The sequence below is a fragment of the Paenibacillus puerhi genome, from assembly GCF_009846885.1.
Lineage (GTDB): Bacteria > Bacillota > Bacilli > Paenibacillales > NBRC-103111 > Paenibacillus_G > Paenibacillus_G puerhi.
This window is the reverse complement of the sequence record NZ_WUWM01000008.1, coordinates 71,960-97,069: the sequence shown is the minus strand read 5'-3', so window position 1 is coordinate 97,069 and position 25,110 is coordinate 71,960. Positions and strand designations below refer to the sequence as shown.

Below are 25,110 nucleotides of genomic sequence, written 5' to 3'. Positions count from 1 at the left end.
ATACTGTGCGAAAAGTGAATAGCCGCCAACTGCAGGAAGCCGCTGTAGACAAGCTCTACAGCGGCGGGCCGGGGTAACGCAGGCTGATCAAGCTAAACTGCAGATCGCCCTGTAGCTCGGCGCACAGCCCCATATCCAGCAGAGGCTCAACGCTGGCCGGATCGGTACGGTAAGCCAAGTTAAATAATTCGCATGCCTTGTCCAGATTATTCAGCTGCACCTGAATGCAACCCATCGCATTGAGCGAGATGGCTTTCAACTGAACATGGTCGGTAAGCTCGGAGAGAAACAGAAAATGGGCATAGCTGTCCTCCTTCTGACCCTGGTGCAGATAGGACATGGCCAAATAAATACGGGCCAGCGTAAAGTCGGGATGCTTGCGCAACAGCTCGGAAAAATGGCAAACCGCCTCTTCATACATATGAAGCTTATAATAGCCTTGAGCCCGGATAAATAGGTCCGATCGCTTCTCGGAGAACTCGGTTGGCAGCGGCTCCTCCTCGGATAAGGACGGGATACCGGCGGTCTGCATCGTATGCCCCAGCTTTTCTTCGAAGAGCAGCCAATCCTCAATGCAGTCATCGCTCATGGCTTTGAGCGATCTTAGCTTTTCCATCAGCTGCTTGCGCTTCAAGCCGGTCGAGGAAGGGAATTCCGACAGCACTTCATCCAGCATATCGTTCATCGAAGCAAACAGATGCTTGAACATACGCACATCCCACCTTTGCTCGCTTGGTATGGGTATATTCATTGTGCGTCGCCCCGACGGTTTTCATGCGGTTTACAATACGGTGGAATGAATTTCTTCCTTCAGAATACTGACGATTTCATTATTGTCGCCCATGATGGCAATGCTCGGAACATGACGACGGGCCTCTTCGTCCGTCATCATCGCGTAAGACAGAATAATGACCTTGTCGCCAGGCTGTACCATGCGGGCAGCCGCTCCGTTCAGACAGATCACGCCTGAGCCTCGCGGACCGGGAATGATATAGGTTTCGAACCGGGCACCGTTATTATTATTGACGATTTGTACCTTTTCATTGGGGAGCATATCGACAGAATCCAGCAGATCCTGATCGATCGTGATGCTGCCTACATAATTCAGATTGGCTTCCGTGACTGTGGCACGGTGGATTTTAGCTTTCAGCATAGTTCGAAACATAAGTTCTCCTCCTCAGGACTGGATAGGAATGACAACATTGTCGATCAGCCGGGTATTCCCGAATTTGACGGCTACAGCGATAATGACCCGCCTGGAGCTGACGAACGTGTCGATTGTCTGCAAGGACGGGTAGTCCAGCACCTCGACATAATCAATGTCGGCCAGCGGCGCCCGGGCGATTTCCTCCCGGACCTGCTCCTCGACTTCGCGGGGAGTCAGATGCCTCCAGCTCTCCTCCACGGCAGATCGAGCCTTGCGCAGCGCGGCGCTCAGCTGAACGGCCTGCGCTCGTTGCTCCTCGTTCAAATAAACATTGCGCGAGCTCTTGGCCAATCCGTCGGCCTCGCGCAAGGTCGGACAGGCCACGATATGAACGGGTATGTTCAAATCCTGCACCATCTGCTCGATGACTGCGACCTGCTGCGCGTCCTTCATTCCAAAATACGCATAGTCCGGCTGCACCATATTCAGCAGCTTCGTCACGACGGTAGCGACGCCGTCAAAGTGGCCGGGGCGGGAAGCGCCGCATAAGCGCCGTGTCACCTCGCTCACCGACACCGTGGTTCGTATCGGCGAGGGGTACATCTCGGCTACTTGAGGCATGAAAACGATATCGGTCCCCGCCTCGGCCGCGATGGCCAGATCCCGCTTTTCATCCCGGGGGTAGCGTTCGAAATCTTCATTGGGACCGAACTGAAGCGGGTTCACAAAAATACTTAGAACGACGAGCTCGCATTGATCCCGCGCCGCCTTGAGAAGCGAGGCATGCCCTTCATGCAGAAAGCCCATGGTTGGAACGAACCCAACCTGAAGGGCAGGCTGTTTCACCCTGGCGGCCCGTATAACAGACCTGAGCTCGGAGATAGCCGTAATCACTTGCATCAGGAGTTCCCCCCTCCGTAAAGATGGACTGCGACATCCTCCGGCCGATGAAAGGTATGCTGCTCAGCTGGAAACTGACGGGATTTCACCTCTTGCACATACTGCTGAAGTGCGCCGCGGATCATGCTGCCGACTGCAGCGTATTCCTTCACCATCCGCTTAGGCTGGGTATCCGCCGCGAAGCCGAGCAGATCGTGGAAGACCAGCACCTGCCCGTCACAGGACGCTCCCGCCCCGATGCCGATCGTAGGGATCGATATCGCATCGGTCACTTCTCTGGCGAGCTCATCGGTCACAAGCTCCAGAACGACCGAGAAGGCGCCCGCCTCTTCCAGCGCTCTGGCATCGTCCAGCAGCTTCTTCGCCTGCTCGTTCGTTTTCCCCTGCACCTTGAACCCGCCGATCTGATGAATCGATTGGGGCGTCAGTCCCAGATGGGCCATAACCGGTATGCCCGCCCTCACGAGGGCTTGAACGGCAGGAGCAATCTCCGCTCCTCCTTCAAGCTTCACGGCTTTAGCCAGCCCCTCCTGCATCAGCCGGGCCGCGTTGCGAAGCGTTTGATCCAGACTGCCATGGTACGTGGCAAACGGAAGATCGGCCACCACAAAGCTGGTTTTTGCCGCCCGCGTGACTGCTTTCGTATGATGCAAGATATCGTCCAGGGTTACGGGCACGGTCGTATCATACCCCAGCACGACATTGCCGAGTGAATCCCCGACCAGCAGCACCTCAACCCCGGCTTGCTCGGCCAGCATAGCTGACGGATAATCATAGGCGGTAACTACGCTGATCGGCGACTTTTCCTCTTTCATCTTGCGCAGTCTGGCCGTCGTAATCGGTTTGCGCGTTTCCATAGAACAGCACCTGCTTTCCCATGTTGGTCGATAGACTTTAGTATTAACGTTTGTACGCCGGATTGTTGCAGCTACGCAAAAAAACCTTCCAGTCCCTCCACGATCGAGAGCCAAAAGGTTCACATGACAAATTCATCCCATGATCCTTCTGTCTCGGTCCGTTAGGCTCAGAGCAGAATCCGACATTAAGTAAGCAAGCTTTAGAAGCAACTATTCGATTCTATACCTGGCAGTCCGCTGCCCGCTAGCCGGGTGCAGCTCCGATACGGATGCCGCCCCAACGAGCCGAGCCTAGCGCTGCCGAACTATTCGAAAAGTAGATACCTGTTATTGTAACAAAACCGATACCGGATGTCATCTAAAATCGATATCTCCGGAATATAAAGTCTGCCGGGAGCCGTCCTCTAGCCGCAGAATCAGAGCGCCCTGGTCGTCGATTCGCTCCGCGAAGCCGCGAGCCTGGCCGTGTGGCGTCGTGCACACGATCTCTCTTCCTAGCGACACCGTCAGCGCCTCCCATAGAAGCTTAACCGGTGCGAAGCCCTCTTCCCGGTACAGCTTGTACAGCCGTTCCCATTCGGCGAGCACCGCGGCGAGCAGCTCTGCCCTGTCGATCTTTCTTCCGGCTGCGATGCAGAGTGAGGTTGCTTTCTCCAGGAGCTCGTCCGGATAGTCTGCAGGCGTCAGGTTCACGCTGATTCCTATGCCGGCAATAACATGGGTTAAGGTGCCATTCTCCACGCTGGCTTCGAGCAGGATGCCGCCGACCTTTTTTCCGTCTACCAGCAGATCGTTGGGCCACTTGATGCCGGCATCCAGCGAGGTTACGGACCGTACCGCTCGGCATAAGGCAACGGCTGTCAGCAAAGTAAGCTGTGGAGTCCGGGCCATATTCAGCCAGTCAGGCTTCAGAACGAGACTGAACCATAACCCTTTGCCCTTGGGCGAATGCCATCTGCGTCCGAGCCGTCCTCTCCCTGCCGTCTGCCGCTCCGCAAGCACCAGCAGCCCTTCGGCAGCCCCATCTTGTATAAGCCGCTGAGCTACAGCTTGGGTCGATTCTACTTCCTCGACATACTTCAGCTGTCTGCCGAATACCTCGGTCCGAAGATTAGTCAAAAAGGAAGGCAGAGGGAACTTCTCCGGAGCGGACAAGAGCCGGTACCCTTTGCGGGGGACCGATTCGAATAGATAGCCCTGCTGCTTCAGACGCTCGATCTGCTTCCAGACGGCCGTCCGGCTGACTCCCAATATCCCGCTTAGCCGTTCTCCTGAAATAAAAGCGCCGTTCGATTGCTCGAACAGCTCGATTAATGTATCCGTCATAATTTGTCTGTCTCCCGGTATTCATCATATTCCGCCAAAGCGGCCTGGAGCAAAGCCTCCTTGTCATTTGGCAGAAGTCCAAGCGCCGTTCGCTCCAGCAGCCGCTGCAAGAGCTTCCCCGTCCACGGGCCTCCGCGGGTCTGCAGCCTCTCCAGAATGTCTTGTCCGGTGACCGCCAGCTCTTGCAGCGAGGCTGCAGGCATCTGCTCCAGCCAGGTTTCGCCGCTTTCGATCCATATTGGCACGGCAGAACGGGCTTCGCCGGCAAAAGCGGGATCGAGCCTGTAAAGGTTAAGCAGCGCATGAAGCGTAGACTTGCCGTATCGTATGGCGGCCCGCTGCCAAACCGTCCGGACTGCGGAGGAATCGCAAGGCGGGAATTCCTGGAGCCAGCTGCGGGCGGCCAGTAAAGCGGTTATCGCGTCAATCTGCTTGCCCGAGAAGGTCAACAGCTTCAGATCGGCTGCGCAGTCCTTTACTGGAGCATCCAGCCTTCCATACACATAGGCGATCCTTTGCTCGGCAGAGGTCAGTTTCCCCAGGTCCGGCCAATCGTCCAGATGCTCCGGCAGCCTTGCCCACAGAAGCCCGGCTTTCGTATGCCCCAGCAGCCTGCTTCGCCCGAGCAGCCGGAGCGCCCGGCTCGGATCGCTTCCGCCCATCATGCGTTCCAGCTCGGCGCGGACGCGCTCTAGCGCTATATGCGCCAGCAAGGGGGCGGAGGCCGCCAAGGCTGTCCACGACTCCGCTTCTACTTCGAGCCCATACTCCGCTGCGAATCGGATACCGCGCAGCATCCGCAGCGCATCCTCGGAGAAGCGTTCAGCCGCTGATCCGACGCATCTTAACACCCCATGGTCCAGATCGACCTGTCCGCCGAACGGGTCAAGAATTCTCCCTCGACCGTCCATCGCCATCGCATTCATCGTAAAATCGCGACGCCGCAGGTCCTCCTCAAGCACCTCGATATATTCCACCGATGCCGGGCGCCGATAATCGGCATACCCGGCTTCCTTCCGGAACGTGGTGACCTCAAATGGCAAGCGGTCGACGACCACGGTAACGGTGCCATGCTGCAGGCCGGTAGGGATCGTCCGCTCGAACAGTTCCTCGACCCGTTCGGGAAGGGCGGAAGTAGCAATGTCGTAATCCTTGACAGGCCTTCCGAGCCACTCGTCCCGGACGCAGCCTCCGACCAGATACGCCTGATGACCGGCCTCCTCCAGCCTGGCGATGATCTGCATGGCTTTGTCCTTCAGCAGGCCTTGATCGGCCGATTCCATCATGTTCCCTTCCCTCTTCAGCACTGCAAAGGCTTCTCGCTGAGCGCAAGCGGAACCGGCCGGCCGAGCACTTTGTAGTACAGAGCCTCGTATTGTCTGGTGATCACATCATTGCAAAACGTGTAGCGGGCGCGATGCAGACAAGCTTCTCGCATCGCCCGATAAGCCGATTCGTTTTTGAGCAAACCGATCGCCAGTTGAGACATCAGGTCCACATCGCCGATCTCCGCCAGATAGCCGGTTTCGCCATGGGTAATAAGCTCGGGAATACCGCCGGCATTCGAGGCGATCGTAGGCACGCCGCAGGCCATCGCCTCCAAGGCCACCAATCCGAAGCTCTCCTTCTCGGAAGGAAGCAGCATGAGATCGGCCAAGGACAGCAGCTGAGCCACATCGTCCTGCTTTCCGCAGAAGGTCACCCGGTCCAGCAATCCCCGCTCCTTCACCTGACAAAGCACCTTGGACAGCTCGGGGCCCTCGCCTACGAAGAGAAGCCGCGCCGGCACCTCTTTGCGAACCTGGTCAAAGATCTCGACGACATCCGTCACTCGCTTGACCGGACGGAAGTTCGAGATATGGATCAGAATTTTTTCGTCGGGGTGGGCGAATTCCTTGCGCAGGTTAGCCACCTCGCGGGGGTAATAAACCCGCTTATCGACAAAATTATAGGCAAGCTCGATTGGCTTTTCGATCCCGAGGAGCTGCCTGGTCTCCCGGATCAAGTCCTCCGACACAGCCGTCACCGCATCGCTTCCGTTGATCGCGTAGCGGATCAGATCGCTCAACGATTCATCCTGCGCCAGCACGGTAATATCCGTACCGTGCAGCGTCGTGACGACCTTGAGCTCAGGTCCGACCATTTGCTTCGCCAGCAGGGCGCAGACCGCATGAGGAATAGCATAATGCACATGGAGCAGATCAAGCTGCTGCTGCTTCACGACCTGGGCCAGCTTGCTTGCCAGCGATAAGTCGTAAGGGGGGTATTTGAACACGTAGTAGTCGTTGACCTCGACCTCGTGATAAAAAATATTTTTATCGAACTTGCCCAGTCGAAAGGGCATGCTGTGCGTAATAAAATGTACCTGATGCCCCTTCTCCGCCAGCAGCTTGCCAAGCTCGGTCGCTACCACGCCGGAGCCCCCGAGCGTAGGATAACAGGTAATGCCGATTTTCAACCGATCCATGGTTGCTGCCTCCTTTCGGATATACACATCTTACAGAAATCGAACGGGCATGTAAGGGAGCTTCGTCTTGAACCCCTCTGCATAAGCAACAGATCGCTTCTGACCGAGGAGGGAGTCCCGAGCTTCCACCCGCTCCAAATAGCCTTGATTCAACGGCGTCCGTACTACATCGCTGCCCGTCGTCTGGAACTGCGAACGGTAGGCGCGCAATGCCGCTTGCTTGGTCGCATAGACTGCGCTGACATCGATCATCACATCCGGCTCAACCGTATCGTTAATAAAATAAAAGTAAGTCTGTTCTACGTTATGCGCCGGCACCCCCGGCATATACTTGCGCAGCTTGGCATTAAATACGGCTTCCTGTACCAGATGGCTGCACGCGATATGATCGGGATGACGATCCTCCCAATAAGGCGCGAACACGATGCGCGGACGGTGCAGGCGAATCTCGGCAACGATGCGTTCGATGAAAGCGGGCGCCGAGACAAGCCCCCGATCCGGCAGCTCCAGATTGCTTCTAGCTGCCAGACCGAGTACTTCTGCTGCCGCGGAAGCTTCCTCACGCCTGCTTTCCACCGTGCCGTTGGAGGACATCTCCGCAAGCGTCAGGTCGCATATGCCGATACGGCAGCCCGCCTCTGCCTGCTTGGCTATGGTGCCGCCCATCCCGATCTCCGCATCGTCCGCATGGGCGCCGAAGACCAGAATATCCAGCCCCGGGCTCATTCTTCCACACCGGGCTTGTACTTATGGACAAGCTCCCGCCAAGCAAAATCTCCCCGGTCCAGCGCCTTGACCAAGATCTCGCCGGTCGCAATATTCGTTGCACAAGGTATGCCCTGAACATCGCATAAGCGAAGCAAAGCAATGATATCGGGCTCATGCGGCTGTGCCATCAAAGGATCCCGCAAGAAAATAATCAGATCCATCTCATTGGTCGCAACCAATGCTCCGATCTGCTGATCGCCCCCTAGCGGTCCCGACATGAAGCGATGTACCTGAAGATTCGTCTGCTCCATGATGCGTGTTCCCGTCGTTCCGGTCGCAAACAGGCGATGATGCTCGAATACATGCTCATAGGCGATTACAAAATTCACCATTTCGTCTTTTTTGCGGTCATGCGCGATAAGTGCAATGTTCATTGCCATAGACGATGATCCTCCTTAGGATATCCTGCTTTCCGTATGGAAAAACGAGGACACGGAAACCGTCCGTTCGGACCGCCCGACTGTCCCCTCATGCATTCCCAGACGTTAGTCGATAAAATGCTCGAAGCCGTAAATCAAACCCTCGTAGGTCATAACCTTTTTGACCGCAACGTTAACCCCCGGCATGTAGCCTGCCCGCTCGTAGGAATCATGGCGAATCTTGAGCGTCTGTCCGAAATCGCCGAACACGACCTCCTGCTGGGCGAAAATGCCGGGCAATCTGACGCTATGTATCCGGAAGCCGTCATAATAACCGCCGCGAGCGCCTTCAATGGTCTCTTCTTCCTTAGGGTTGCCTTGACGAAGCTCGCCCCGTACCTGCGAGATCATCTCGGCCGTTTTTACCGAGGTGCCCGAAGGCGCATCCAGCTTCTGATCGCCATGATATTCGATAATTTCGACATGAGGCATATATTTAGCAGCCTGAGCTGCAAATTTCATCATCAGAATAGCGCCGATGGAGAAGTTAGGTGCGATGAGGCCGCCGATTCCGCTCTCTTTGCACAGCTTGTCCAGCTCCTCGATATCCTGAGGTGTGAAGCCAGTCGTGCCCATCACGGGACGAACCTTATGCTTGATGGCAAGACGCGTATGAGCCGCAGCCGATTGAGGCGTCGTAAAGTCGACAAGCACATCCGGCCTGGACTCTACAAGCGCCAGCTCCAGATCATCCGTCACGGGGATACCGCAGGCTTCCGCCCCGACCAGCGTACCTGCATCCGTCTGCTTGGCGGAACGGGCTACCGCAGCCACCAGCTCCAGCTCCGGATCGGCCAAAACCATTTTGACAACCTCTCGTCCCATACGGCCGCTTGCTCCAGCTACCGCTACTCTAATGTTCGCTTGCTCCATGTTCCTGCTTCCTCACTTTCTGCACTCCCGATGTTGAAGTACGCTGCATATAATTTTTCCACTTAAGTTCGTATTCCGAGAGCAGCCGGATTCCGATCGAATGTGCGGGATCCAGCTTCAGCAATTCCTTTACGGCTCGAATCGCCAGATGATATTCGTCCAGCCTGGCATAAGCGATAGCCATCAGCAGGAAAGCTTCTAGAGACAGCGGGTCCATCTCCGCAGCCCGTTTGACAAGCGACACAGCCAGCCATAACCGCTCCGAATCCTCATCCTCAAACAACCTCTCCGCCTGCACAAGCAACGCCTTGGCCTGCAGATGCTGCAGGTGAAAGGAGTAATGCTCATCCTGCGGATCGAGCGCAGATGCCTGCGCTGCGTGCCGAATAGCCTTCTGCAGCTTGTTGCTGCGAGCGTAGGTGATGGACAGCTTATAATGATAGGAAGCGCAGTCCGGCTTTATCGCTATCGCAAGCTCGAACCAGCGGACCGCCTGTTCAAAATCATGCTGCAAAATCGATTCATACGCTTTCTTTATCGCAAACTCGCCGTCCATTGCCGCGCCCCCTTCTTCTCTAATCTATGGAGAGAAAGCCGGCACCCGAAGAACGGCCGTACGGAAAGAGGTGATAGTACAGCATATGTTTCGCGCTAGGAATCGGTGTTTATTTTGGTCCAACGGCCCGCATCCCTAGTTTGAAATTTATACATGATTTTATCATGCGCTTCCGTCAGGTCAATACCCAAAGAATTGGCGAAGCAGATCGTAATGAACAAAATATCGCCCAGCTCCAGCTCGATCGAATTATCGGCCTCTGTCGCCTTCTTCGGTTTTTCCCCGAACTGGTGGTTCACCTCCCGGGCCAGCTCTCCAACCTCCTCCGACATCCGGGCAAGCATCGACATAGGACTGAAATAGCCTTCCTTAAATTGAGATATGTAAGCATGGACCTCGTCCTGCAGATCCTTTAATGAGCGTTCATTCTCCATAATCCGGATTATTCACCAGCCTTGAGTTCAAGTTCTGACATGGTTCGGGAATTTCCACGAGACGTCATTTCCATGTTAACGCAAACGGAGGCTTCATGACAAATTATTTTTGCTAAGACAGGAGAACCTATGAAAATAAAGGAGGGGATTGCGGCTTGAACAAACCGTATTGGACCCTATTGGGCAACCTGCTGCCTATCGCTGTCGGAACAGCCGTATACGCGTTCGGTCTCCATTATTTTGTCATAACCAACGGACTTATGGAAGGAGGAATTACGGGCGTAGCTTTGCTTTTGAATTACATAGCGGGCTTCCCCCCTTCCCTGACCACGCTGGTCATTAATATTCCGCTATTTCTATTGGGGTGGAGAATGCTGGGGAAGGCCTCGATGCTTTATACCGTGTGTGGAACCCTGCTGCTCTCGTTTTTTTTGTGGGTGATGGAGGAACTGATTCATTCGGGGGCGATCGCGCCCTTTCGCACGGAAAGCGATTACTTTCTTGTTTCCGCCTATGCCGGCGTGACTTTAGGGGCAGGTCTAGGACTCGTATTTCGATATGGAGGCACAACCGGCGGGTCGGACATCGTAGCGAGGATTTTACATAAAAAGAGGGGTTGGAGCGTAGGCAGACTGATTCTCGCGATAGACGCAGTCGTATTAGGAGCTTCCCTTCTATTTTTACCCAAGGAAAAAATCATGTACACGCTGGTCGTTGTGTTTATTTCATCCAAGGTCATCGATATCCTGATCGAAGGGGCTTACGCGGCCAAATCGTTCACGATTATTTCCGATCATGCCGAGCGGCTCGCTGAGCGCATAACCGACGAGCTGGACCGGGGGGTTACGATATTCCCGGCTATCGGCGCGTTCTCCGGGCAGCCGAAGAACGTGGTGTACTGTGTCGTCGCGCTCAGTGAAATAAAAAGGCTTAAAGACCTCGTCCATGCCATCGATTCCCGCGCCTTTGTCATTATCACGGAAGTTCACGATGTGGTGGGCGAAGGCTTCAAGCCAGTGACCTGACAGGCTAGGAGCGCTGCCAATAATCGGACTCTTTTCCCCGCTTGACGGGAACGAGCCCGTCATTTTTTTTCGAAAGTCTCCATCCGGCGAAGCCAAGGGCCGCCAAAATAAACGAACCGAGCCCCATGGTCCACAAGATGGGATTTTGCTGCTCGGGATACGGCAGGTAGGCCGTCGTCTCACGCTTCATGAAAAGCTTATCCAGCATCTGACGCATCGGCGGTACCGCGTTGAGCACATTGCGAAGCGAAGTCTGCGGCCCGGCTACTTGGGATTTGACAAAGGCGAGCAAGGAGTCCATCTTCTCCACGTCCTCGGCCGGTCTGCCGATTACGAGGCTGGGATGAACCGTCGCGTAATGCTGGTCCAGATGTGAAATGGCGTCATGCAGTGCAGAGCTGTCGTTCGCTTTGGCGGCTTGCTCCACAGCATCCAGATCATCCTGCAAAGGTTTATAAAACTGCAGCCACATCGGCTGGCTCGAATGAGACAAAGCATCGGCTGCCAGCCTCACCCTCGCCGCAGCAACCTGTCCAGCGTCCGGATCAAACTTTACCGCCCCCATTACGCGTCTGGCCTGCGTTATCGTCTCGGTCAAGGCCTTCATTCCCTCAATGGATGTTACCCCATCAAATGAAATCTGCGTCACTTGATCGCTGATTTGCTGGATAACGACCCGCCCGTCTTCCACATTGCCCTTTTGCATGTTCTGATACAGTACCTCAGCCGCGTCATTCAACAGCTTGATTTGCTGTTTCTGCCGCTCGCTCAGTACGCTGGCGGTACGCTCCGTCTGCCCTTGCTGCTTCGCGCCTTGAAGATCGCCGCAGCCCCCAAGCAAAGGCAGCAGCAGTATCGCCGCCAACCCTATCCAGCTCCATCTTCCGGCCATTGGACATCCCCTCCTACATAAATCCTATGGAAAGGTTGTCTGCTTTAGACCGACTTTCATCGGCTTTCTCGTAAGCTCTTCGTTACACGCCGCAGCCCGACGACTATCGCGATCGCTATACTGATCACACTCAAGCCGATGGTAAACCACTGAACGGCGGTCAAATCATCCATCAGCACCTCCGAAAGCCATGGAAACACCCCGACGCCATAATCCATCGCGTCATTCCATAGCACCCAGACGCTCACAACCATCGCCGCGACAAGCGAGAAGCGGTAAAACCGGATATACAGCAGAGCTTCGGCAGCCATACCCAGATGAGACAGGGTCAGCATCCAATCCTGCCATCCAAGCTCGTCTCCCTGCCAAGCGCCCGCCCAGATCATGGCTACTGCCCAGATTCCGTATTTGAAGGATGTGATGAGCGCGAATGCCTCTACGACTCCGCGTCCCAAGCTCACCCGTTCCGGGGGGACTGCGTAGCCGCGCTTGCGATCCATATCTTTTACCAGGAAGAGCAGGAACAGCGAAAAAAACAGACTGGCCGTCGGACTGTCAGGAACGAAAGGCAAAAAAGCCAGTCCGAACGCTTTGGCCGTATACGCTAATTGATTGCCATACCACATATAGCCGTATACCGTGCCAGGAATATTCATAATCAGCAGGAACGTCAGCATCCATCGCCCGCCCAGAAATGCATCGCTGAACCAATAAGACAAGCGCCAATCTCTCAAGCGCAGGGCTCCTCTCTCTTTAGTATACAAAAGCCTGACCGCTTGCAAACGGTCAGGCTTTGCTCTTACTTTTTCTGTTTCGCGAGCCAATCGGCTAGTTTGTCAATATCATCGGCAGTCAGGCCTTTAGCAATGTTAAGGTCATATTGAGCGCTCATATTGCCTTGTCCGTTCTTGATGATATCGAGAATGGCTGCCTTGTCATGCGAATCGCCTACGACGCGCAGGGCAGGAATTTTAGCAGAAGGCATACCTTTCAGATCGCCGCCATGACACTGCAAGCAAGTCGATCTTTGATACAGCGCCGCAGCCGGATCATCTGGAGCCACGATGGCCGCTGCTTGGGCCGCAGCCGGCTTCTTGACGGGGCTGCCGCCTTGACCGCCGGATGCATGCATTTCCTGTTCACGTTTAATATGCTCAGGAATAAGGTTCTTGGCTTCCAGCTCATGTGTATAGTGCTGCCAGGAAAACACAGTCAGGTAAGTGACCGCAGCCAAACTCAGAAACATCAGCGCGCTTGTAATCGGACGCTTGTAGAAGCGTCTTTCTTTGCCTGTATCCAGAAATGGAGCAAGCAGCAAAGAGCCGAACAATATACCAGGAACGCCGAGGGTTCCAAGTACTACCCAGTTTCCAGACGTGTAAGGGTATTTGAGCAATTGATACATGAACAGGAAATACCAGTCAGGCATCGGAATGATTTCGGTATTCGTCGGGTCGGCCGGATAGCCGAGCGGTGCCGCCTCGGACATAACGAGGACCAGAATCCCCATCAATACGACGACTCCTACCATCCATTCCTTCAGCAGGAAGTTCGGAATAAATACTTCCGACTTTCCCGGGTATGCCGAGAAGTCCTGCGGAATCATTCTCGTGTCTTTGGCACGGACGCGAGAATCGCCTACATAAACGATTTTTTCGTCAGATTTATGACCGTGAGCCACGTATCGCCCCTCCTTCTTTTGTTCTCATGAACCTTATTATGAAGCTTGGTCTATCCGATCGATCCGCTAGCGATAGGCTTATAGCGGTCCGGAGATCCCTTGCTTACGGATCATGATAAAGTGACCGGCGAGCAGAGCAAGCAGCGCGCCCGGCAGGAAGAACACGTGCAAGGCAAAGAATCTCGTCAGCGTTTGTGCCCCGACGATCTCGCCGCCCTGCAGCAGAGTCTTGGCATAAGGGCCGATGTAAGGCGCCGATTCTACAATCTTAAGCGTAACGCTTGTTGCGAAATACGCTTTGTTATCCCAAGGCAGCAGGTAACCTGTCAGCCCGAGGCCCAGCATGACGAAGAAAATCAGCATGCCGACAACCCAGTTCATCTCGCGTGGCGCTTTATACGAGCCGGTAAAGAAGACGCGGAGCGTATGTAAGAACATCATCACGATAACAAGACTGGCACCCCAGTGGTGCATACCGCGTACGATCACGCCGAACGCGACTTTATGCTGCAAATAATCAACGCTTGCATACGCGTTGATAATATCCGGCACATAGTACATAGTCAGGAACATACCGGACAAAATTTGTATAACTGTGATGAAGAACGTCAAGCCGCCAAAACAATATACAAACGCAGAAAAATGATGCGCGGGGTTAACGTGCTCGGGCACCTCATGGTCCGCGACATCTCTCCACAGCGGCGTGATATCCAGGCGTTCATCGATCCAGTTATAAATACTTTTAATCATCTGATGTTACGCCTCCTTTCTACACCCGTTTGTTCGGACCAAGCTGACCGAGGTACACGAAGCCTTGCTCCACTTTCACTTCGTACTGGTCGAGCGGCGCATTGGCAACGGCCAGTTGCTTGCCGTCAACTGTGTAATGCGCTCCGTGACAAGGACAATAATATTGATTCTTGAACTCCGGATTCGAATTCCAGTTTACGGTGCAGCCCAGATGCTTACAGGTCGGATTCAATGCAAACACTTGTCCGTCGCTGCCTTTGGAAATCCAGGCTTCAAGCTCAGGCTCGCTCTCATACCAGCCGTCCACTTGCTGAATCTTAAACTTAAATACTTTAGGTTCATCCGTGATCTTGGATTCTTCCACAACCTTAACCCATTCAGCTTCCTTCTTGGGCTTAAGAACCGGATCCACGGCAAACCGAATCATAGGCACCAACATTCCCGCGCCCATGAAAGCTCCTGCTCCGCCAAGGGTGTAGGAAAGAAACTGGCGTCTGGACATCTCCCGACGTTTTACCGGCTTCTCGCCGTGATGCGGCGAATCCTGATTCGTATGATCGTTCATTCTCGTTCTACCCCCTTTTGCAACATATATCAGTCGTTCGACATAACTTTACACCAGATACTAGGACATAACTAATAATAGCCTACGTCACTGGGTGCGTCAAGAATGGAGACAAGACTTCACACCTTGGAAAACAAGGGGTTCGGAGCAGTTTTAACATATTTGTCACAACTGTGACGCCATGCTTCGAGGGCTTGCTCTACATAGAATTGACACCCTTGGCATAGATCATACATAGTTTACGCCGATTACCTTGCAAGCCAAAGCTCGGTCAGCTTATCGGCCACTGCTCGTCTCGCCTCCTCGTACTGTGCCCCCAGCTCCTCAGCGGTCACCCGCACGATCAGATCGGCCCCCGGGAATTCCGGGCCCAGCTCCATGATCTCGCGCTTTGCTGCCGTCACGAGAATCACGTACCGGAAGCCGGCCCTTTTCATACGCTCGCAGGCATGCTCGATCACTAGCCGCGAAGCAGCGCCGGCATCCCCGTCTCCGATGTAATGCATGGCCGGATATGTCACGGTTCTTCCTTTGAACGGGATCTCGATCAGATCGAGTACATCTCTCAGATCTTCAAGCGCCTCGGCCGCCTCTACCGGATTCTCCGAACCGTCCAGCCCGGTCACCGGCAGCAGCGCCGTATCGAGGTATGGCTTCAGCCCCGGCCAGGCAGACGATTCGATTTCACTAAATTTCACCGTATCACCTTCTTTCCGCTTCTTACTTTAACACAGAAAAAAAGACATATGAATGGTTCTCACATGTCTTTTTTCAAAAATCGTGCCGTTATTAGTTTTCTATCTGTCCCGTACCTTGTGTATGAAGAGATTCTTTGACCTGGGAGCGCAGCAAGTTGAGTTCGTTCGTGAGGGCAAGAAAGGTTGATTCGTCTCCCGCAGCCAAAGCCTGATCGATTTCATGATACAGCCGCTTCTCTCTGAAGTTGCAGATGGCTTCGTCCAGCACCATTTCCGCAAACAAACTCAGCATCATGTCATTTGTCACGTTCATTTTGCCCATGAGTACCTACCTCCAAACCGGGTCATGTAAGAATCTTTCTCCGTAAGGCGGGCGTCTTTACGTTTGCTCGGTCCGATATTCTTCGGCCTTCAGACAGTAGCTCTCCATCGTTCGTTTCATTCTGGCGAGATCCGCATCCGTCAGTGTACGAACAAACTTGGCCGGAGAACCAAGCCACAGGGTATAGGAAGGAACCGAGCGGTTCTCGGTGATCAGCGACCCCGCCCCTATTAAAGCATATTCATCGATTTCCGCACCGTTTAGTACAATAGCCCCCATACCGATTAATGTGCCTTTGCCTATATGACAGCCGTGTATGATGGCTCCATGTCCGACGGATACCTCAGACTCTACGATTAGCGGCTGATTCGTGTTGACATGGCCGATGCAGCCGTCCTGAATATTCGCTCGCTTCCCGATCCGGATAGGAGCCAGGTCGCCTCGAAGCACCGCATTGTACCAGACGCTTGCTCCCTCTTCGATCACTACGTCTCCGATCACTTGCACGCCGGGCGCCAAAAACACGCTCGGATGGACCTGCGGATGAATACCGTTATAGCTGTGCAGCATGTTCATCGCTCCTCGGGGTTGAATGTCGGAGAGATTGTAGCAACTAGGATTGTCGGTTGTCAACCGGAAGCTTAATACGGTCATTCTCGGCCACGTAGGTGCCTTCGATGATACCGGCGCCTAGCCGGGTCACCTGCAGCACGCGTCCCTCCCGCTCATGCTCTCCGATACGAAGGAGTCCCAGATGCATCATCATCTGAACAATACGCAGCTCCAGGATGGACTCTGCCGTATCGTAATAGAAAGGCCGGATCAACGGGCCGAGCGTGTTCTTCACCGAGGCTAGCGTCATCCAGGAAGAGGACAGCTTATTCAGCCAGTGAACGATCGACTGCAGCCCGGGGATCGGTCCTTTATAGAGCCTTAACCAGAACCGGTACAGCTGAACCGGGTCCTCCCTGCTGCCTGCTTCTACGATCTCCCTGCCCCGATCGGTTAAGGCCAGCACCTGATGATGCTCCGTGATGAGGTCATTGAAGTAGCAATAATCATAGATGAAGGAGAAGCGATTGGGGTAATCGCGGAACATGCGGCCGTAACCGAACCGCCAGGCGGTCTTGCCGACAGGCTCCTCATGAACCGACAGGCTATCCAGTATTTGCTGCAGATTGCGCTTATACATCACCATCTCGGCGGTCAGCATTATCTCCTGCCCCTGAAGCATGCGGAGGAAAAGCACGATATCGTCGGCAAGCAGCCGTTGCTCGTCTCGATAAGCCGCCGGCTCCTCCGTCCGCACGATGGTCTCCTCAAAGCGTTTGGCAAGCGCCGCGATAAATCTTTGCTTCAGATCCTGCGGGACCTCGAACAAATAGCGGGTCTGCTGGGAATACCCGTTGAAGAGCCAGCCTCGATGCTTGAACCGGGCGATCATATCCCGCGGATTCCAGTCGTCCTGATCTTTCTCCTGACCTATCCGGCTTTGCCTGACCCTCGCGATGAGCTCCTCCAGGCTGAAGGATCCGCGCTGATCGAACAGCAGCGAGTTCAGAAACCGGATATCCTCCATCGACAATTCCTCAACGAAATGATTCAGCACGTCCTTGCGTCCCACGCGGGATAGAATGGACTGTATCAGTTCATGCTTCGAATGACCGTTGCATTCGCATTCGTACGTTCCTGCGATCCGGCCCAGATCATGAATGTCAGCGTAGCTCAACATATCGGCTAAATTCATGCTTGACGCTTCCCTTCGCGACTCCCTTCATCCCTCGGGAGGCATTTCAATCCTACTACCCATTATGGGAAATTGTTCCGTATTTAAAACATGCCGCTAACAAAAAAAGCTTCCATATTCCCTCTAGGGTCATGGAAGCTATCTCTATTCAAGGGACGGCTTAAGCATAAGCTTAAGCGCCTTGTCCTTTCGCTGCATCCTGCTCCAGATGAGCCGTGCAGTTCAACAGCAGGCAGTCCCAGTTCGTCCCCTTGCGCTGAAGGATGGTAAAGGAGGTATTCATCAGATGCGTGTCCAATGTCTGCCTGCGAATCGATTCGATGACTGGAGCGATATATCCCCCGTGACTGACGATCAGCAGCTTGCGGTCTGCAAACTCCTGTTCGATATCGTTCAGAAACGATTGCCAGCGCTGGAGCAGCAGTTCGTCGGGCTCCATGCCCACATCGGCCGTACGCCATTGCTCCCCCCAGCGGGCAATCCTCTCCTCCTGCGTAGTGCCTTCGATTAAGCCGAAGGACCGTTCTCTCAGTCTGCTGTCCACCCGCAGCAAAGGAATGCCCGTTACCGCCGCTATACGCTCGGCCGTCTCTTTGGCCCGCTGCAGATCGCTGGCTATCAACCCGTCCCACGGCTCTCCTTTCAGCCTTGCCGCCAAGCGGTCCGCCTGCTGTCTTCCGACCTCGGCCAAAGGCGTATCCATCTGTCCCTGCATGCGCCCCGCAAGATTCCACTCTGTGGTCCCATGACGAATGAATCCGATAGTGGTCATCATCGTATCCTCCTGTCGAATGTGCTGCCGTGAAGCTATGTCTTTTTATTAGAAAGAAAACGGCTCCCCTTGGGAGCCGCAGGCCTACAAATCAATGTCTCGTGCGGGAAAGCCAATTCATAATAAGCAGCGTACTGGTCAAGCCCAGCAGAGAAAGAAAAAGCAAGTAATCGCTAACGCTGTGAATAGGTCCGACCTGGTACGTAAACGGCTTGTTGAAGCCCTTAAGACTCGCAACGGCCGTCGGCATCGCATGTACGTTTAAGGATTCCGCCGGAGAGCCGGAAGCGGCTACGACAGGATCTCCGATCCTTCCGAAGACAGGGGACTCGGGAAGAGCAGCCTCGAAGGACTGATTTTGGTTAATCGAAATCCAGAAAGTAAACAGGAACGCCATGATGCATACGGCGATCGCCGCCGCCAGGTTGCGTCTGAGCTTTGTCGAGAATTGGTGGAGACGCTCCGTAACCGGAAGCCTCCAGGCCTCGTCCCGATAGATCCGGTCCATCACGGAAGAGGATACCCCGCCCCCGGGCAGAACCGCGCCTTCGGTATCGGCTATCGTCCGGATGAGCATCGTACTCTCCTGCCACATCTCGAATTCCTCCGCGCAAGCCGGGCAATGAGTCAAATGCTCATCCACCTGCTTCCTTCTCGCGTCATCCTCGGACAAGTCCCAATAAATACCGAACCATTCTTGAATGTCTTCGCATTTCATCGTTGATTCATCCCCTCATACTCCTCAAAAATAGGTTCAAGTAAGTATGGTTCGAGCTGAAGCTTCACGCTCGCCCTCGCCCTGAACAGCAGAGACTTGACGGAACTGACCGTCTGTCCCAATATGTTTGCGATCTCCTGATAATCCAGCTGATCGTACTCGCGCAGAATAAGCGCACTCCGCTGCTTCTCGGGCAAATTATTGATCGCTTCCCGAACCATCGTCACCTTCTCGTTCCGAAGGGCCGTCTGTTCCGGCTGCGCCTCCACAGCGGTTTGCGGGGTGTACCCGCTCTGCTCCAGCGAAACTTTCACATTCTTATGTTTGCGTAGCTCGCTTAACACCGTATTGCGCGCAATCGTATAAAGCCACGTAGAAAAGGTCGCCTCAACCTCGCGGAACGAATGCAGGCTTCGGTAAGCCTTGTAAAATGTTTCGTTGCAAAGGTCTTCTGCGAGTGACTCCATCTGCGAGCTTTTCAGCATATGATAGATGAAAGCTAATATTTTACGTTCGTAACGGCGCATCAGCTCGTTGTACATCTGCACGTTGCCGTCTTTGATTTCTCGGATCAACTGGGAATCGGTCATGCCGTAGACGACCCTCCTCGTGATTCCCGCTTGCTCCCTGTGTCGACATCCAATTTGACTGGTTTGGGAGCAAAAAGTTGCGGTATTTCTTAAAAAAATTTTAGAAAGTTGGCCTGCACTATACTCATTCGAGATGATGAGCCAAAACTCCTGCTTTGTCGAAACCTGGTTTATCCATTTCCTGCAAAAAAAAAGACCGCCTGCTAATCAGGCGGGTGCACAGTGTGCAAGTATTCGGATAGGAGTGGAGAGAAACCATACTGTACTTTTATTATATGTATACGTTTACAAATTGTCAACGTTTTTTTTGAAAACGTTTTATTAGAACGAACTTGGCTTCTTTTCCCTTCGCTTGCCTTGCAAATATGTGGGCCCCTGGGCTAGCCTTATCCGGCACTTCAGCCAACGCGCCCAGCGACTAAAAGGAAAAGACTACACGTATACCGCGTAGTCTTTTTTCAATAACTCCAGCGCCTTGTCCATATCGCCTTCCTCACGGAAAGATAAACGGAGTACGCCGGGGATATTTTCCCTGCTCTCAATAACCTGGATATTGCTCAGGTTCACCTTGTTGCTGCCCAGCAGCATGGTGATTTGTCCGATCACTCCGGGATGGTCGGGTACATCTACATAAATATCGTAGAAAGCATGCATGCCGCCCTTTCTCCGTTCCGGGAGCCCGCTGCGGAAACTGCCTGCCTGCTGAAATTCATGCTCGATTCCCTTGCCGTCCTCCTGCTCGATCAGCTTGACTAACCCGGCGATCTCGTCATTCCAATCCTTCAGGAGCCGGAGTACGGCATCCTTATTGGTAAGAAGAATATCGCGCCAGATGATGGGATCGCTTGAAGCGATCCGGGTAATATCCCGGAAGCCTCCCGCAGCAAGAATCTGATAGAGCTCATTGGATTCATTATAGCGGGCAATCTGATTCACCAGCGCAACCGCGATAATGTGCGGGAGATGGCTGATGGCTCCGACAATTTCGTCGTGAAGCACAGGCTCGACCTTGACGAGGTGGGCCCGGGTATGCTTCAGCAAGCCGGCTAACCTTTCATAAGCTTCATCCGGCGTATCCGGTCCCGGCGTCAATACATAGAACGCATTCTCGAACAACCGGGAACTCGCCGCTTCGACGCCCGACTTCTCTTTCCCTGCCATCGGATGCCCGCCAATGAAATGAGCACCGCCGAAATTCACCGCTTTCGCGCTGGCGGCTACAGCTGCTTTGGTGCTGCCCACGTCGCTGATGATGCAGCCGGACTTCAGCTCCAGCGCTGCCAGCTTATGCAAATATTCTTCCAAGTTGCCGACGGGAACGCAAAGAAATATAAAATCGGCGTCCCGGACGGCCTCTTCCAGAGAGGTCGTCGCATGATCCACGACCTCCCGCTTCATATACTTTTCCACGGAAGCCGGATTATTGGAATGACCGACGATATGCAGGTCCGGCTTCCCCTTGAAGGAAAGGGCCAGCGAACCCCCGATCAGACCGACTCCGATGATCGCTATTTTTGTCATGAAGCCGTCACTTCGCCGAGTGTATGCCGGAGAGCGGACAGAAACTTGTTGTTTTGCTCCTCGCTGCCTACGGTTACCCGGATTTTCGTCGGATAGCCCCAGCTTGGATCGTGGCGAACAATAATGCCTTGACGGAGAAGGCTTTGGAATACGGCGCCGCCGGGACGGCCGACATCTACCATCACGAAGTTGCCGTGCGCTTCAAAGTACGGCAGCCCCAGGTCTTCAAACGCCGCCGTCAGCTGCTCGATGCCCTTGGCATTGGCATCGCGGCAAAACTCCAGAAAGGCGGAGTCGCGTACAGAGGCAAGCGCGGCCTTCTGAGCGTAGGTCGTCGTATTGAACGGCTCTCGTACCTGATTGACGGAACGAATCACATCCGCATCCCCTACGCCGTATCCGATGCGAAGGGAAGCGAGACCGTATATTTTGGAGAAGGTGCGCAGCACGACAATATTCTTGTAGGTGTCCAGCAGCTTGATGCTGTCCGGAAATTGTCCGCTTGCCTTATACTCGACGTAGGCCTCGTCGAGCACAACCATCACATGGCCCGGTACAGCATCCAGAAACGCGGTGATTTCGTTTTCATTCAGCATCGTGCCGGTCGGATTGTTCGGGTTGCAAACCCAGATGATCTTGGTTTTGTCCGTCACCTTCGCCAGCATCGCGTTCAGATCATGCTTGCCGTTCGCATCGACTGGGACCTCAATAACGCGTGCGCCTTCCACTTCAGCATTATGCTTGTATTGAGGGAACGTCGGGAATGCGGTGATCGTCTCGTCGTCGGGTGTCAGGAACGCACGCGCGATCATCAGAATCACTTCATCCGAGCCTGCGCCAAAAATAATCTGGTTCGGTTGAACGCCAAGCTCCTCCGCAACCGCCTGGGTCAGCTCCACCGCTCCGCCATCCGGATATATGCTTGTTTGTTCGACAGCCGCCAGAATGGCCTCTTTGGCCTTCGGCGAGCAGCCAAAAGGATTTTCATTGGACGCCAGCTTGATCACTTCCGTTAAGCCTAGCTCGCGTTTTACTTCATCGATAGGTTTTCCCGGCTGATAAACCGGCAAGTGAACAATATTTTTTTTGGGCTGCATACGAATAGTCACCTCATTAGAATTGGGTCGTTGACGTCATACTTAACAATAACTTTGTAAGGGTAAACAGTCGGATATCATTTTACCTCATTTGCAGGAGCCGTTCCAGCAATTTTTTTCTGTAAAGCGGTGAAGGACGACTACATAAGAGGGCAGCCACGTCAAAATCCCCCGGTTCGCTGGGACCGGGGGATTGGCTTCGGTGTTGCCGCGTCTACGAAATCAGCTCTTGCACAAATTGACGGATCTGTTCAAGCCCTTCGGACTTCGTGTCCGGATTCAGAAGCTTAGGCTGAGCTTCTTCGATCGTGCGGACAAGCGCACTGCCGACAATGATCCCGTCGCAGGTCTCCGAAAAACGGCTGTACTGCTCGCGGTTCGAAATTCCGAAGCCGATGCCGATAGGCAGATCGGTCGATGCCTTGACCGTGGCCAGAAACTCCTCGATGCCCGTATGGAACTCGCTACGGGTACCGGTCACGCCCAGAGAGGAGACGCAGTAGATGAATCCTTTCGCACGCGATGAAATTTTCTGGACCCGTTCCTTCGAGGTTGGCGCCACCAGAGGGATCAAGTGAATGTCGTGAGCCAAAGCGGCTGCACGAAGCTCTTCATCCTCCTCCATCGGCAGGTCGGGAATGATCAGGCCGCTGATGTCGCTTTCCAGTAGCAGCGGAAACAGACGCTCCAGTCCGGTCTGCAGAATCGGATTATAATAGCTAAATAAAATAAAGGGCAGCTCGCAGCCTTCGCTGCGCGCTTGCTTGGCCACTTCGATGCAATCCAGTATCGAGATACGGTTGCTGCTCAGCGCCCGCATGGACGAGCGCTGGATCACCGGTCCGTCCGCCAAAGGATCGGAATACGGCACGCCGAGCTCGACCATAGCCGCGCCGGCCTCCTCTAAGGTACGGATAATATCGATAGTGGTACGGAGATCCGGATCTCCCACCGTTATAAAAGGTATAAATGCAGGCTGCTTCTTCTCGCGCAGCTCGGCAAACTTCCGATCAATGCGATTCATCCTTCGGACCTCCCAAGTGGTTCATGATCGCTTCCACGTCCTTATCGCCCCGTCCGGACAAACTGACGACGATGACCTGATCCTTGCCCATCAGCGGCGCCCGCTTCAAGGTTTCGGCGATGGCATGCGCGCTCTCGAGCGCAGGGATGATGCCTTCCTTGCGGCTCAGAAGCTGAAGCGCTTCGAGCGCCTCCTTATCCGAGATCGGCACATACTCAGCCCGGCCCGTATCCTTAAGATGCGAGTGCTCCGGTCCGATGCCGGGATAATCCAGACCTGCCGAGATGGAGTGAGCTTCCTGCACCTGCCCATGCTCGTCCTGAAGCAGATAGCTGAACGAGCCTTGGAACACGCCGGTAGTCCCCCGCGTCATCGTAGCCGCGTGCTTATCTGTATCGATCCCGTGACCGGCAGCTTCGACGCCGATCAGCTGAACGCCTTCGTCCTGTACGAAGGGATAGAACATCCCGATCGCGTTGCTTCCGCCGCCGACGGCTGCAATTACCGTATCCGGGAGCCTTCCTTCGAGCTCCAGAATCTGCCTGCGGGACTCATCCCCGATAATGCGCTGGAAGTCCCGTACCATTACCGGATACGGATGCGGTCCCGTTGCCGATCCAAGGATGTAGTAGGTGTCCTCCACATGGCTCACCCAGTAGCGCAATGTCTCGTTGCAGGCATCCTTCAGCGTTCGCGTGCCAGAGGTGACGGGAACGACCTCGGTGCCGAGCAGGTTCATCCGGAACACGTTCAGCTGCTGGCGCTTAATATCCTCCTCGCCCATGAACACCTTGCACTCAAAGCCAAGAAGAGCGGCTACGGTCGCCGTTGCTACGCCATGCTGGCCCGCGCCGGTTTCGGCGATAATTTTCTTTTTGCCCATCCATTTGGCGAGCAAGCCTTGTGCCAGTGCATTATTGATTTTGTGAGCGCCTGTGTGGTTCAGATCCTCGCGCTTCAAATAAATTTTTGCCCCGCCCAGATGCTCCGTCAGTCTGCCGGCATAATACAGCGAGGTCGGACGACCCGAATAGCGGTGAAGCCAATAATTCAGCTCCTCCTTGAATTGTTCTTCCTTGGTGTAGGTCTGGAACGCATGCTCCAATTCAATCAGCGCATTCATCAGCGTCTCAGGCACATAGCGCCCGCCGAATTTGCCGAAGCGACCCTGTTCATCCGGTCCGTTAAACAATTGATTTCACCCTTTCGACAAAAGTCGTTATTTTCACGATATCTTTGACCCCGTCCGTCTCTACTCCGCTGGACACGTCCACCCCGCTAGGAGCAAACTCCTTCAGCAGTCCCCTCACGTTACCCGGCTGCAAGCCTCCTGCCACTAGCAGAGGAATCTCTGCCCGCCGGCACCATGCCTGGTACGGAGGAATCGAGGTCCAGTCGAAGGCATGCCCTGAGCCGCCGCCGTACACCGGGTCGAGCGTATCCAGCAGCACGCCGTCGATCATCCCCCGGTACGGGTCAAGCTGGACGCGGACCGAACCATCGGCACTATCCGATCCAGCCTCATCGACGTTCGAGCCGCGGTCCGACAAATGCTCGCCTCCAGAGGCCTTATCCGCGTCCGCTAACGACCGTTCGGAAGCGGCGGGCTGGGTTCGGGCGCTCAGCGAGAAAGCTTTGAGCACCTCGACGCCGCCATATCGCAGCTTCGCTTCCCGGCAAAAATCCGGCGTCTCCTGCGCATGCAGCTGCAGAACGTCCAGCGCCGCTTCGTTCATCACGGCATCCAGCTGCTCCAGCGTCGGATTGACGAACACGCCCGTCACCTTAATATGGTGGTCCCCGCTGGCGGTCCGTATAGCCTCGATGATGGCCGCCGCTTGCGCAGGGCTAACCTGCCGTTTGCTGCGTGCAAATACAAGCCCGATATAGTCAACCGGAAGCTGGGCTACCTGCTGCGCATGCTCCGTCGTAAGCAGCCCGCATATTTTGACCAGCGTCAT

General features: G+C 54.5%; 30 protein-coding genes. 1 reads left to right on the top strand and 29 read right to left on the bottom strand.

All coding sequences use genetic code 11. The annotated features are described in order from the left end of the window. Positions 1 to 55: 55 nt before the first annotated feature. From GSF01_RS09125 to GSF01_RS09070, 12 genes are all read right to left on the bottom strand, one after another. Entirely contained in the window at positions 56 to 709 is a 654-nt protein-coding gene (locus GSF01_RS09125) for a tetratricopeptide repeat protein (RefSeq protein ID WP_159883069.1), read from the bottom strand. A 72-nt stretch (positions 710 to 781) separates the two neighbouring features. Next, positions 782 to 1,165 carry an aspartate 1-decarboxylase gene (gene panD, locus GSF01_RS09120; RefSeq protein ID WP_159883067.1) on the bottom strand — a complete coding sequence of 128 codons (384 nt, stop codon included), beginning with the start codon at positions 1,163 to 1,165 and terminating at the stop codon, positions 782 to 784. 12 nt (positions 1,166 to 1,177) lie between these two features. Further along, positions 1,178 to 2,047 carry a pantoate--beta-alanine ligase gene (gene panC, locus GSF01_RS09115; RefSeq protein ID WP_159883065.1) on the bottom strand — a complete coding sequence of 290 codons (870 nt, stop codon included), beginning with the start codon at positions 2,045 to 2,047 and terminating at the stop codon, positions 1,178 to 1,180. Next, entirely contained in the window at positions 2,047 to 2,904 is an 858-nt protein-coding gene (gene panB / locus GSF01_RS09110; protein ID WP_159883063.1) for a 3-methyl-2-oxobutanoate hydroxymethyltransferase, read from the bottom strand. The genes panC and panB overlap by 1 nt, the downstream gene beginning before the upstream one ends. A gap of 354 nt (positions 2,905 to 3,258) precedes the next feature. Next, the gene (locus GSF01_RS09105; RefSeq protein WP_159883061.1) at positions 3,259 to 4,230 is read right to left on the bottom strand and encodes a biotin--[acetyl-CoA-carboxylase] ligase; all 972 of its coding nucleotides are present in this window, start codon (positions 4,228 to 4,230) and stop codon (positions 3,259 to 3,261) included. Then, positions 4,227 to 5,516: a CCA tRNA nucleotidyltransferase gene (locus GSF01_RS09100; RefSeq protein ID WP_235941368.1), complete on the bottom strand. Its 1,290-nt coding sequence runs from the start codon at positions 5,514 to 5,516 to the stop codon at positions 4,227 to 4,229. Before GSF01_RS09100 ends, GSF01_RS09105 begins: the two co-directional genes overlap by 4 nt. 14 nt (positions 5,517 to 5,530) lie before the next feature. Then, positions 5,531 to 6,697, bottom strand: a complete 1,167-nt coding sequence (gene bshA, locus GSF01_RS09095; RefSeq protein ID WP_159883059.1) for an N-acetyl-alpha-D-glucosaminyl L-malate synthase BshA — start codon at positions 6,695 to 6,697, stop codon at positions 5,531 to 5,533. Between the two features lie 30 nt (positions 6,698 to 6,727). Then, on the bottom strand, positions 6,728 to 7,423 hold the full coding sequence (gene bshB1, locus GSF01_RS09090) for a bacillithiol biosynthesis deacetylase BshB1 (protein ID WP_159883057.1): 696 nt from the start codon (positions 7,421 to 7,423) through the stop codon (positions 6,728 to 6,730). After that, entirely contained in the window at positions 7,420 to 7,839 is a 420-nt protein-coding gene (locus GSF01_RS09085; protein WP_201305349.1) for a methylglyoxal synthase, read from the bottom strand. The genes bshB1 and GSF01_RS09085 overlap by 4 nt, the downstream gene beginning before the upstream one ends. Positions 7,840 to 7,950: 111 nt before the next feature. Continuing rightward, positions 7,951 to 8,757, bottom strand: coding sequence for a 4-hydroxy-tetrahydrodipicolinate reductase (gene dapB, locus GSF01_RS09080; RefSeq protein ID WP_159883053.1), 807 nt, complete (start codon positions 8,755 to 8,757; stop codon positions 7,951 to 7,953). After that, complete coding sequence (locus tag GSF01_RS09075) at positions 8,738 to 9,313, bottom strand: hypothetical protein (RefSeq protein WP_235941366.1); 576 nt, start codon at positions 9,311 to 9,313, stop codon at positions 8,738 to 8,740. Before GSF01_RS09075 ends, dapB begins: the two co-directional genes overlap by 20 nt. Positions 9,314 to 9,408: 95 nt before the next feature. Further along, entirely contained in the window at positions 9,409 to 9,747 is a 339-nt protein-coding gene (locus tag GSF01_RS09070; RefSeq protein WP_159883051.1) for a nucleotide pyrophosphohydrolase, read from the bottom strand. A gap of 155 nt (positions 9,748 to 9,902) precedes the next feature. Here GSF01_RS09070 and GSF01_RS09065 point away from each other — a divergent pair, with 155 nt between their 5' ends. Beyond that, complete coding sequence (locus GSF01_RS09065; protein ID WP_235941365.1) at positions 9,903 to 10,772, top strand: YitT family protein; 870 nt, start codon at positions 9,903 to 9,905, stop codon at positions 10,770 to 10,772. A gap of 4 nt (positions 10,773 to 10,776) precedes the next feature. On the opposite strand, the gene GSF01_RS09060 is transcribed toward GSF01_RS09065, so the two are convergent. The 17 genes from GSF01_RS09060 to GSF01_RS08980 all read right to left on the bottom strand — a co-directional run bounded on the left by GSF01_RS09060 (position 10,777) and on the right by GSF01_RS08980 (position 25,110). Continuing rightward, a complete protein-coding gene (locus tag GSF01_RS09060) occupies positions 10,777 to 11,664 on the bottom strand; it encodes a sporulation protein YpjB (RefSeq protein WP_159883049.1) in 888 nt (295 codons plus the stop codon). A gap of 56 nt (positions 11,665 to 11,720) precedes the next feature. Continuing rightward, positions 11,721 to 12,398 carry a DUF1405 domain-containing protein gene (locus GSF01_RS09055; RefSeq protein ID WP_328803657.1) on the bottom strand — a complete coding sequence of 226 codons (678 nt, stop codon included), beginning with the start codon at positions 12,396 to 12,398 and terminating at the stop codon, positions 11,721 to 11,723. Positions 12,399 to 12,463: 65 nt separating this feature from the next. Then, positions 12,464 to 13,345: a menaquinol-cytochrome c reductase cytochrome b/c subunit gene (locus GSF01_RS09050; RefSeq protein ID WP_159883047.1), complete on the bottom strand. Its 882-nt coding sequence runs from the start codon at positions 13,343 to 13,345 to the stop codon at positions 12,464 to 12,466. Positions 13,346 to 13,423: 78 nt separating this feature from the next. Then, positions 13,424 to 14,095, bottom strand: coding sequence for a menaquinol-cytochrome c reductase cytochrome b subunit (gene qcrB, locus GSF01_RS09045; RefSeq protein WP_072327644.1), 672 nt, complete (start codon positions 14,093 to 14,095; stop codon positions 13,424 to 13,426). 19 nt (positions 14,096 to 14,114) lie between these two features. Beyond that, on the bottom strand, positions 14,115 to 14,660 hold the full coding sequence (locus tag GSF01_RS09040; protein ID WP_159883045.1) for a QcrA and Rieske domain-containing protein: 546 nt from the start codon (positions 14,658 to 14,660) through the stop codon (positions 14,115 to 14,117). A gap of 248 nt (positions 14,661 to 14,908) precedes the next feature. Continuing rightward, a complete protein-coding gene (locus tag GSF01_RS09035) occupies positions 14,909 to 15,358 on the bottom strand; it encodes a DUF2487 family protein (protein ID WP_159883043.1) in 450 nt (149 codons plus the stop codon). Positions 15,359 to 15,449: 91 nt separating this feature from the next. Next, positions 15,450 to 15,680 (bottom strand): IDEAL domain-containing protein, encoded by a 231-nt coding sequence (locus tag GSF01_RS09030; protein ID WP_159883041.1) that lies wholly within the window; start codon positions 15,678 to 15,680, stop codon positions 15,450 to 15,452. 57 nt (positions 15,681 to 15,737) lie between these two features. Next, a complete protein-coding gene (locus GSF01_RS09025) occupies positions 15,738 to 16,250 on the bottom strand; it encodes a gamma carbonic anhydrase family protein (RefSeq protein ID WP_159883039.1) in 513 nt (170 codons plus the stop codon). 43 nt (positions 16,251 to 16,293) lie between these two features. Continuing rightward, a complete protein-coding gene (locus GSF01_RS09020; RefSeq protein ID WP_159883037.1) occupies positions 16,294 to 17,427 on the bottom strand; it encodes a hypothetical protein in 1,134 nt (377 codons plus the stop codon). Positions 17,428 to 17,599: 172 nt separating this feature from the next. After that, positions 17,600 to 18,202 carry a histidine phosphatase family protein gene (locus GSF01_RS09015; protein WP_235941364.1) on the bottom strand — a complete coding sequence of 201 codons (603 nt, stop codon included), beginning with the start codon at positions 18,200 to 18,202 and terminating at the stop codon, positions 17,600 to 17,602. Between the two features lie 88 nt (positions 18,203 to 18,290). Beyond that, a complete protein-coding gene (locus GSF01_RS09010) occupies positions 18,291 to 18,917 on the bottom strand; it encodes an anti-sigma factor family protein (RefSeq protein ID WP_159883035.1) in 627 nt (208 codons plus the stop codon). Then, complete coding sequence (locus GSF01_RS09005) at positions 18,914 to 19,507, bottom strand: RNA polymerase sigma factor (protein WP_159883033.1); 594 nt, start codon at positions 19,505 to 19,507, stop codon at positions 18,914 to 18,916. The genes GSF01_RS09010 and GSF01_RS09005 overlap by 4 nt, the downstream gene beginning before the upstream one ends. Before the next feature lie 432 nt (positions 19,508 to 19,939). Further along, complete coding sequence (locus GSF01_RS09000) at positions 19,940 to 21,028, bottom strand: prephenate dehydrogenase (protein ID WP_159883031.1); 1,089 nt, start codon at positions 21,026 to 21,028, stop codon at positions 19,940 to 19,942. Beyond that, complete coding sequence (hisC, locus tag GSF01_RS08995) at positions 21,025 to 22,125, bottom strand: histidinol-phosphate transaminase (RefSeq protein WP_159883029.1); 1,101 nt, start codon at positions 22,123 to 22,125, stop codon at positions 21,025 to 21,027. Before hisC ends, GSF01_RS09000 begins: the two co-directional genes overlap by 4 nt. Before the next feature lie 214 nt (positions 22,126 to 22,339). Next, the gene (trpA, locus tag GSF01_RS08990; protein WP_159883027.1) at positions 22,340 to 23,149 is read right to left on the bottom strand and encodes a tryptophan synthase subunit alpha; all 810 of its coding nucleotides are present in this window, start codon (positions 23,147 to 23,149) and stop codon (positions 22,340 to 22,342) included. After that, positions 23,136 to 24,341 carry a tryptophan synthase subunit beta gene (gene trpB / locus GSF01_RS08985; RefSeq protein ID WP_159883025.1) on the bottom strand — a complete coding sequence of 402 codons (1,206 nt, stop codon included), beginning with the start codon at positions 24,339 to 24,341 and terminating at the stop codon, positions 23,136 to 23,138. The genes trpA and trpB overlap by 14 nt, the downstream gene beginning before the upstream one ends. After that, entirely contained in the window at positions 24,334 to 25,110 is a 777-nt protein-coding gene (locus GSF01_RS08980) for a phosphoribosylanthranilate isomerase (protein WP_159883023.1), read from the bottom strand. Before GSF01_RS08980 ends, trpB begins: the two co-directional genes overlap by 8 nt.

Bases quoted from the DNA above. Each gene is read 5' to 3' on its own strand.
- GSF01_RS09070 (WP_159883051.1), bottom strand. From the start codon at position 9,747: ATGGAGAATGAACGCTCATTAAAGGATCTGCAGGACGAGGTCCATGCT.
- GSF01_RS09015 (WP_235941364.1), bottom strand. From the start codon at position 18,202: ATGATGACCACTATCGGATTCATTCGTCATGGGACCACAGAGTGGAAT.
- dapB (WP_159883053.1), bottom strand. From the start codon at position 8,757: ATGGAGCAAGCGAACATTAGAGTAGCGGTAGCTGGAGCAAGCGGCCGT.
- GSF01_RS09105 (WP_159883061.1), bottom strand. From the start codon at position 4,230: ATGACGGATACATTAATCGAGCTGTTCGAGCAATCGAACGGCGCTTTT.
- GSF01_RS09020 (WP_159883037.1), bottom strand. From the start codon at position 17,427: ATGAATTTAGCCGATATGTTGAGCTACGCTGACATTCATGATCTGGGC.
- bshB1 (WP_159883057.1), bottom strand. From the start codon at position 7,423: ATGAGCCCGGGGCTGGATATTCTGGTCTTCGGCGCCCATGCGGACGAT.
- GSF01_RS09040 (WP_159883045.1), bottom strand. From the start codon at position 14,660: ATGAACGATCATACGAATCAGGATTCGCCGCATCACGGCGAGAAGCCG.
- GSF01_RS08980 (WP_159883023.1), bottom strand. From the start codon at position 25,110: ATGACGCTGGTCAAAATATGCGGGCTGCTTACGACGGAGCATGCGCAG.
- panC (WP_159883065.1), bottom strand. From the start codon at position 2,047: ATGCAAGTGATTACGGCTATCTCCGAGCTCAGGTCTGTTATACGGGCC.
- GSF01_RS09085 (WP_201305349.1), bottom strand. From the start codon at position 7,839: ATGAACATTGCACTTATCGCGCATGACCGCAAAAAAGACGAAATGGTG.
- GSF01_RS09025 (WP_159883039.1), bottom strand. From the start codon at position 16,250: ATGCTGCACAGCTATAACGGTATTCATCCGCAGGTCCATCCGAGCGTG.
- hisC (WP_159883029.1), bottom strand. From the start codon at position 22,125: ATGCAGCCCAAAAAAAATATTGTTCACTTGCCGGTTTATCAGCCGGGA.
- GSF01_RS09030 (WP_159883041.1), bottom strand. From the start codon at position 15,680: ATGGGCAAAATGAACGTGACAAATGACATGATGCTGAGTTTGTTTGCG.
- GSF01_RS09005 (WP_159883033.1), bottom strand. From the start codon at position 19,507: ATGACCGATTCCCAGTTGATCCGAGAAATCAAAGACGGCAACGTGCAG.
- trpA (WP_159883027.1), bottom strand. From the start codon at position 23,149: ATGAATCGCATTGATCGGAAGTTTGCCGAGCTGCGCGAGAAGAAGCAG.
- GSF01_RS09100 (WP_235941368.1), bottom strand. From the start codon at position 5,516: ATGATGGAATCGGCCGATCAAGGCCTGCTGAAGGACAAAGCCATGCAG.
- GSF01_RS09125 (WP_159883069.1), bottom strand. From the start codon at position 709: ATGTTCAAGCATCTGTTTGCTTCGATGAACGATATGCTGGATGAAGTG.
- panB (WP_159883063.1), bottom strand. From the start codon at position 2,904: ATGGAAACGCGCAAACCGATTACGACGGCCAGACTGCGCAAGATGAAA.
- bshA (WP_159883059.1), bottom strand. From the start codon at position 6,697: ATGGATCGGTTGAAAATCGGCATTACCTGTTATCCTACGCTCGGGGGC.
- GSF01_RS09075 (WP_235941366.1), bottom strand. From the start codon at position 9,313: ATGGACGGCGAGTTTGCGATAAAGAAAGCGTATGAATCGATTTTGCAG.
- panD (WP_159883067.1), bottom strand. From the start codon at position 1,165: ATGTTTCGAACTATGCTGAAAGCTAAAATCCACCGTGCCACAGTCACG.
- qcrB (WP_072327644.1), bottom strand. From the start codon at position 14,095: ATGATTAAAAGTATTTATAACTGGATCGATGAACGCCTGGATATCACG.
- GSF01_RS09060 (WP_159883049.1), bottom strand. From the start codon at position 11,664: ATGGCCGGAAGATGGAGCTGGATAGGGTTGGCGGCGATACTGCTGCTG.
- GSF01_RS09000 (WP_159883031.1), bottom strand. From the start codon at position 21,028: ATGACAAAAATAGCGATCATCGGAGTCGGTCTGATCGGGGGTTCGCTG.
- GSF01_RS09010 (WP_159883035.1), bottom strand. From the start codon at position 18,917: ATGAAATGCGAAGACATTCAAGAATGGTTCGGTATTTATTGGGACTTG.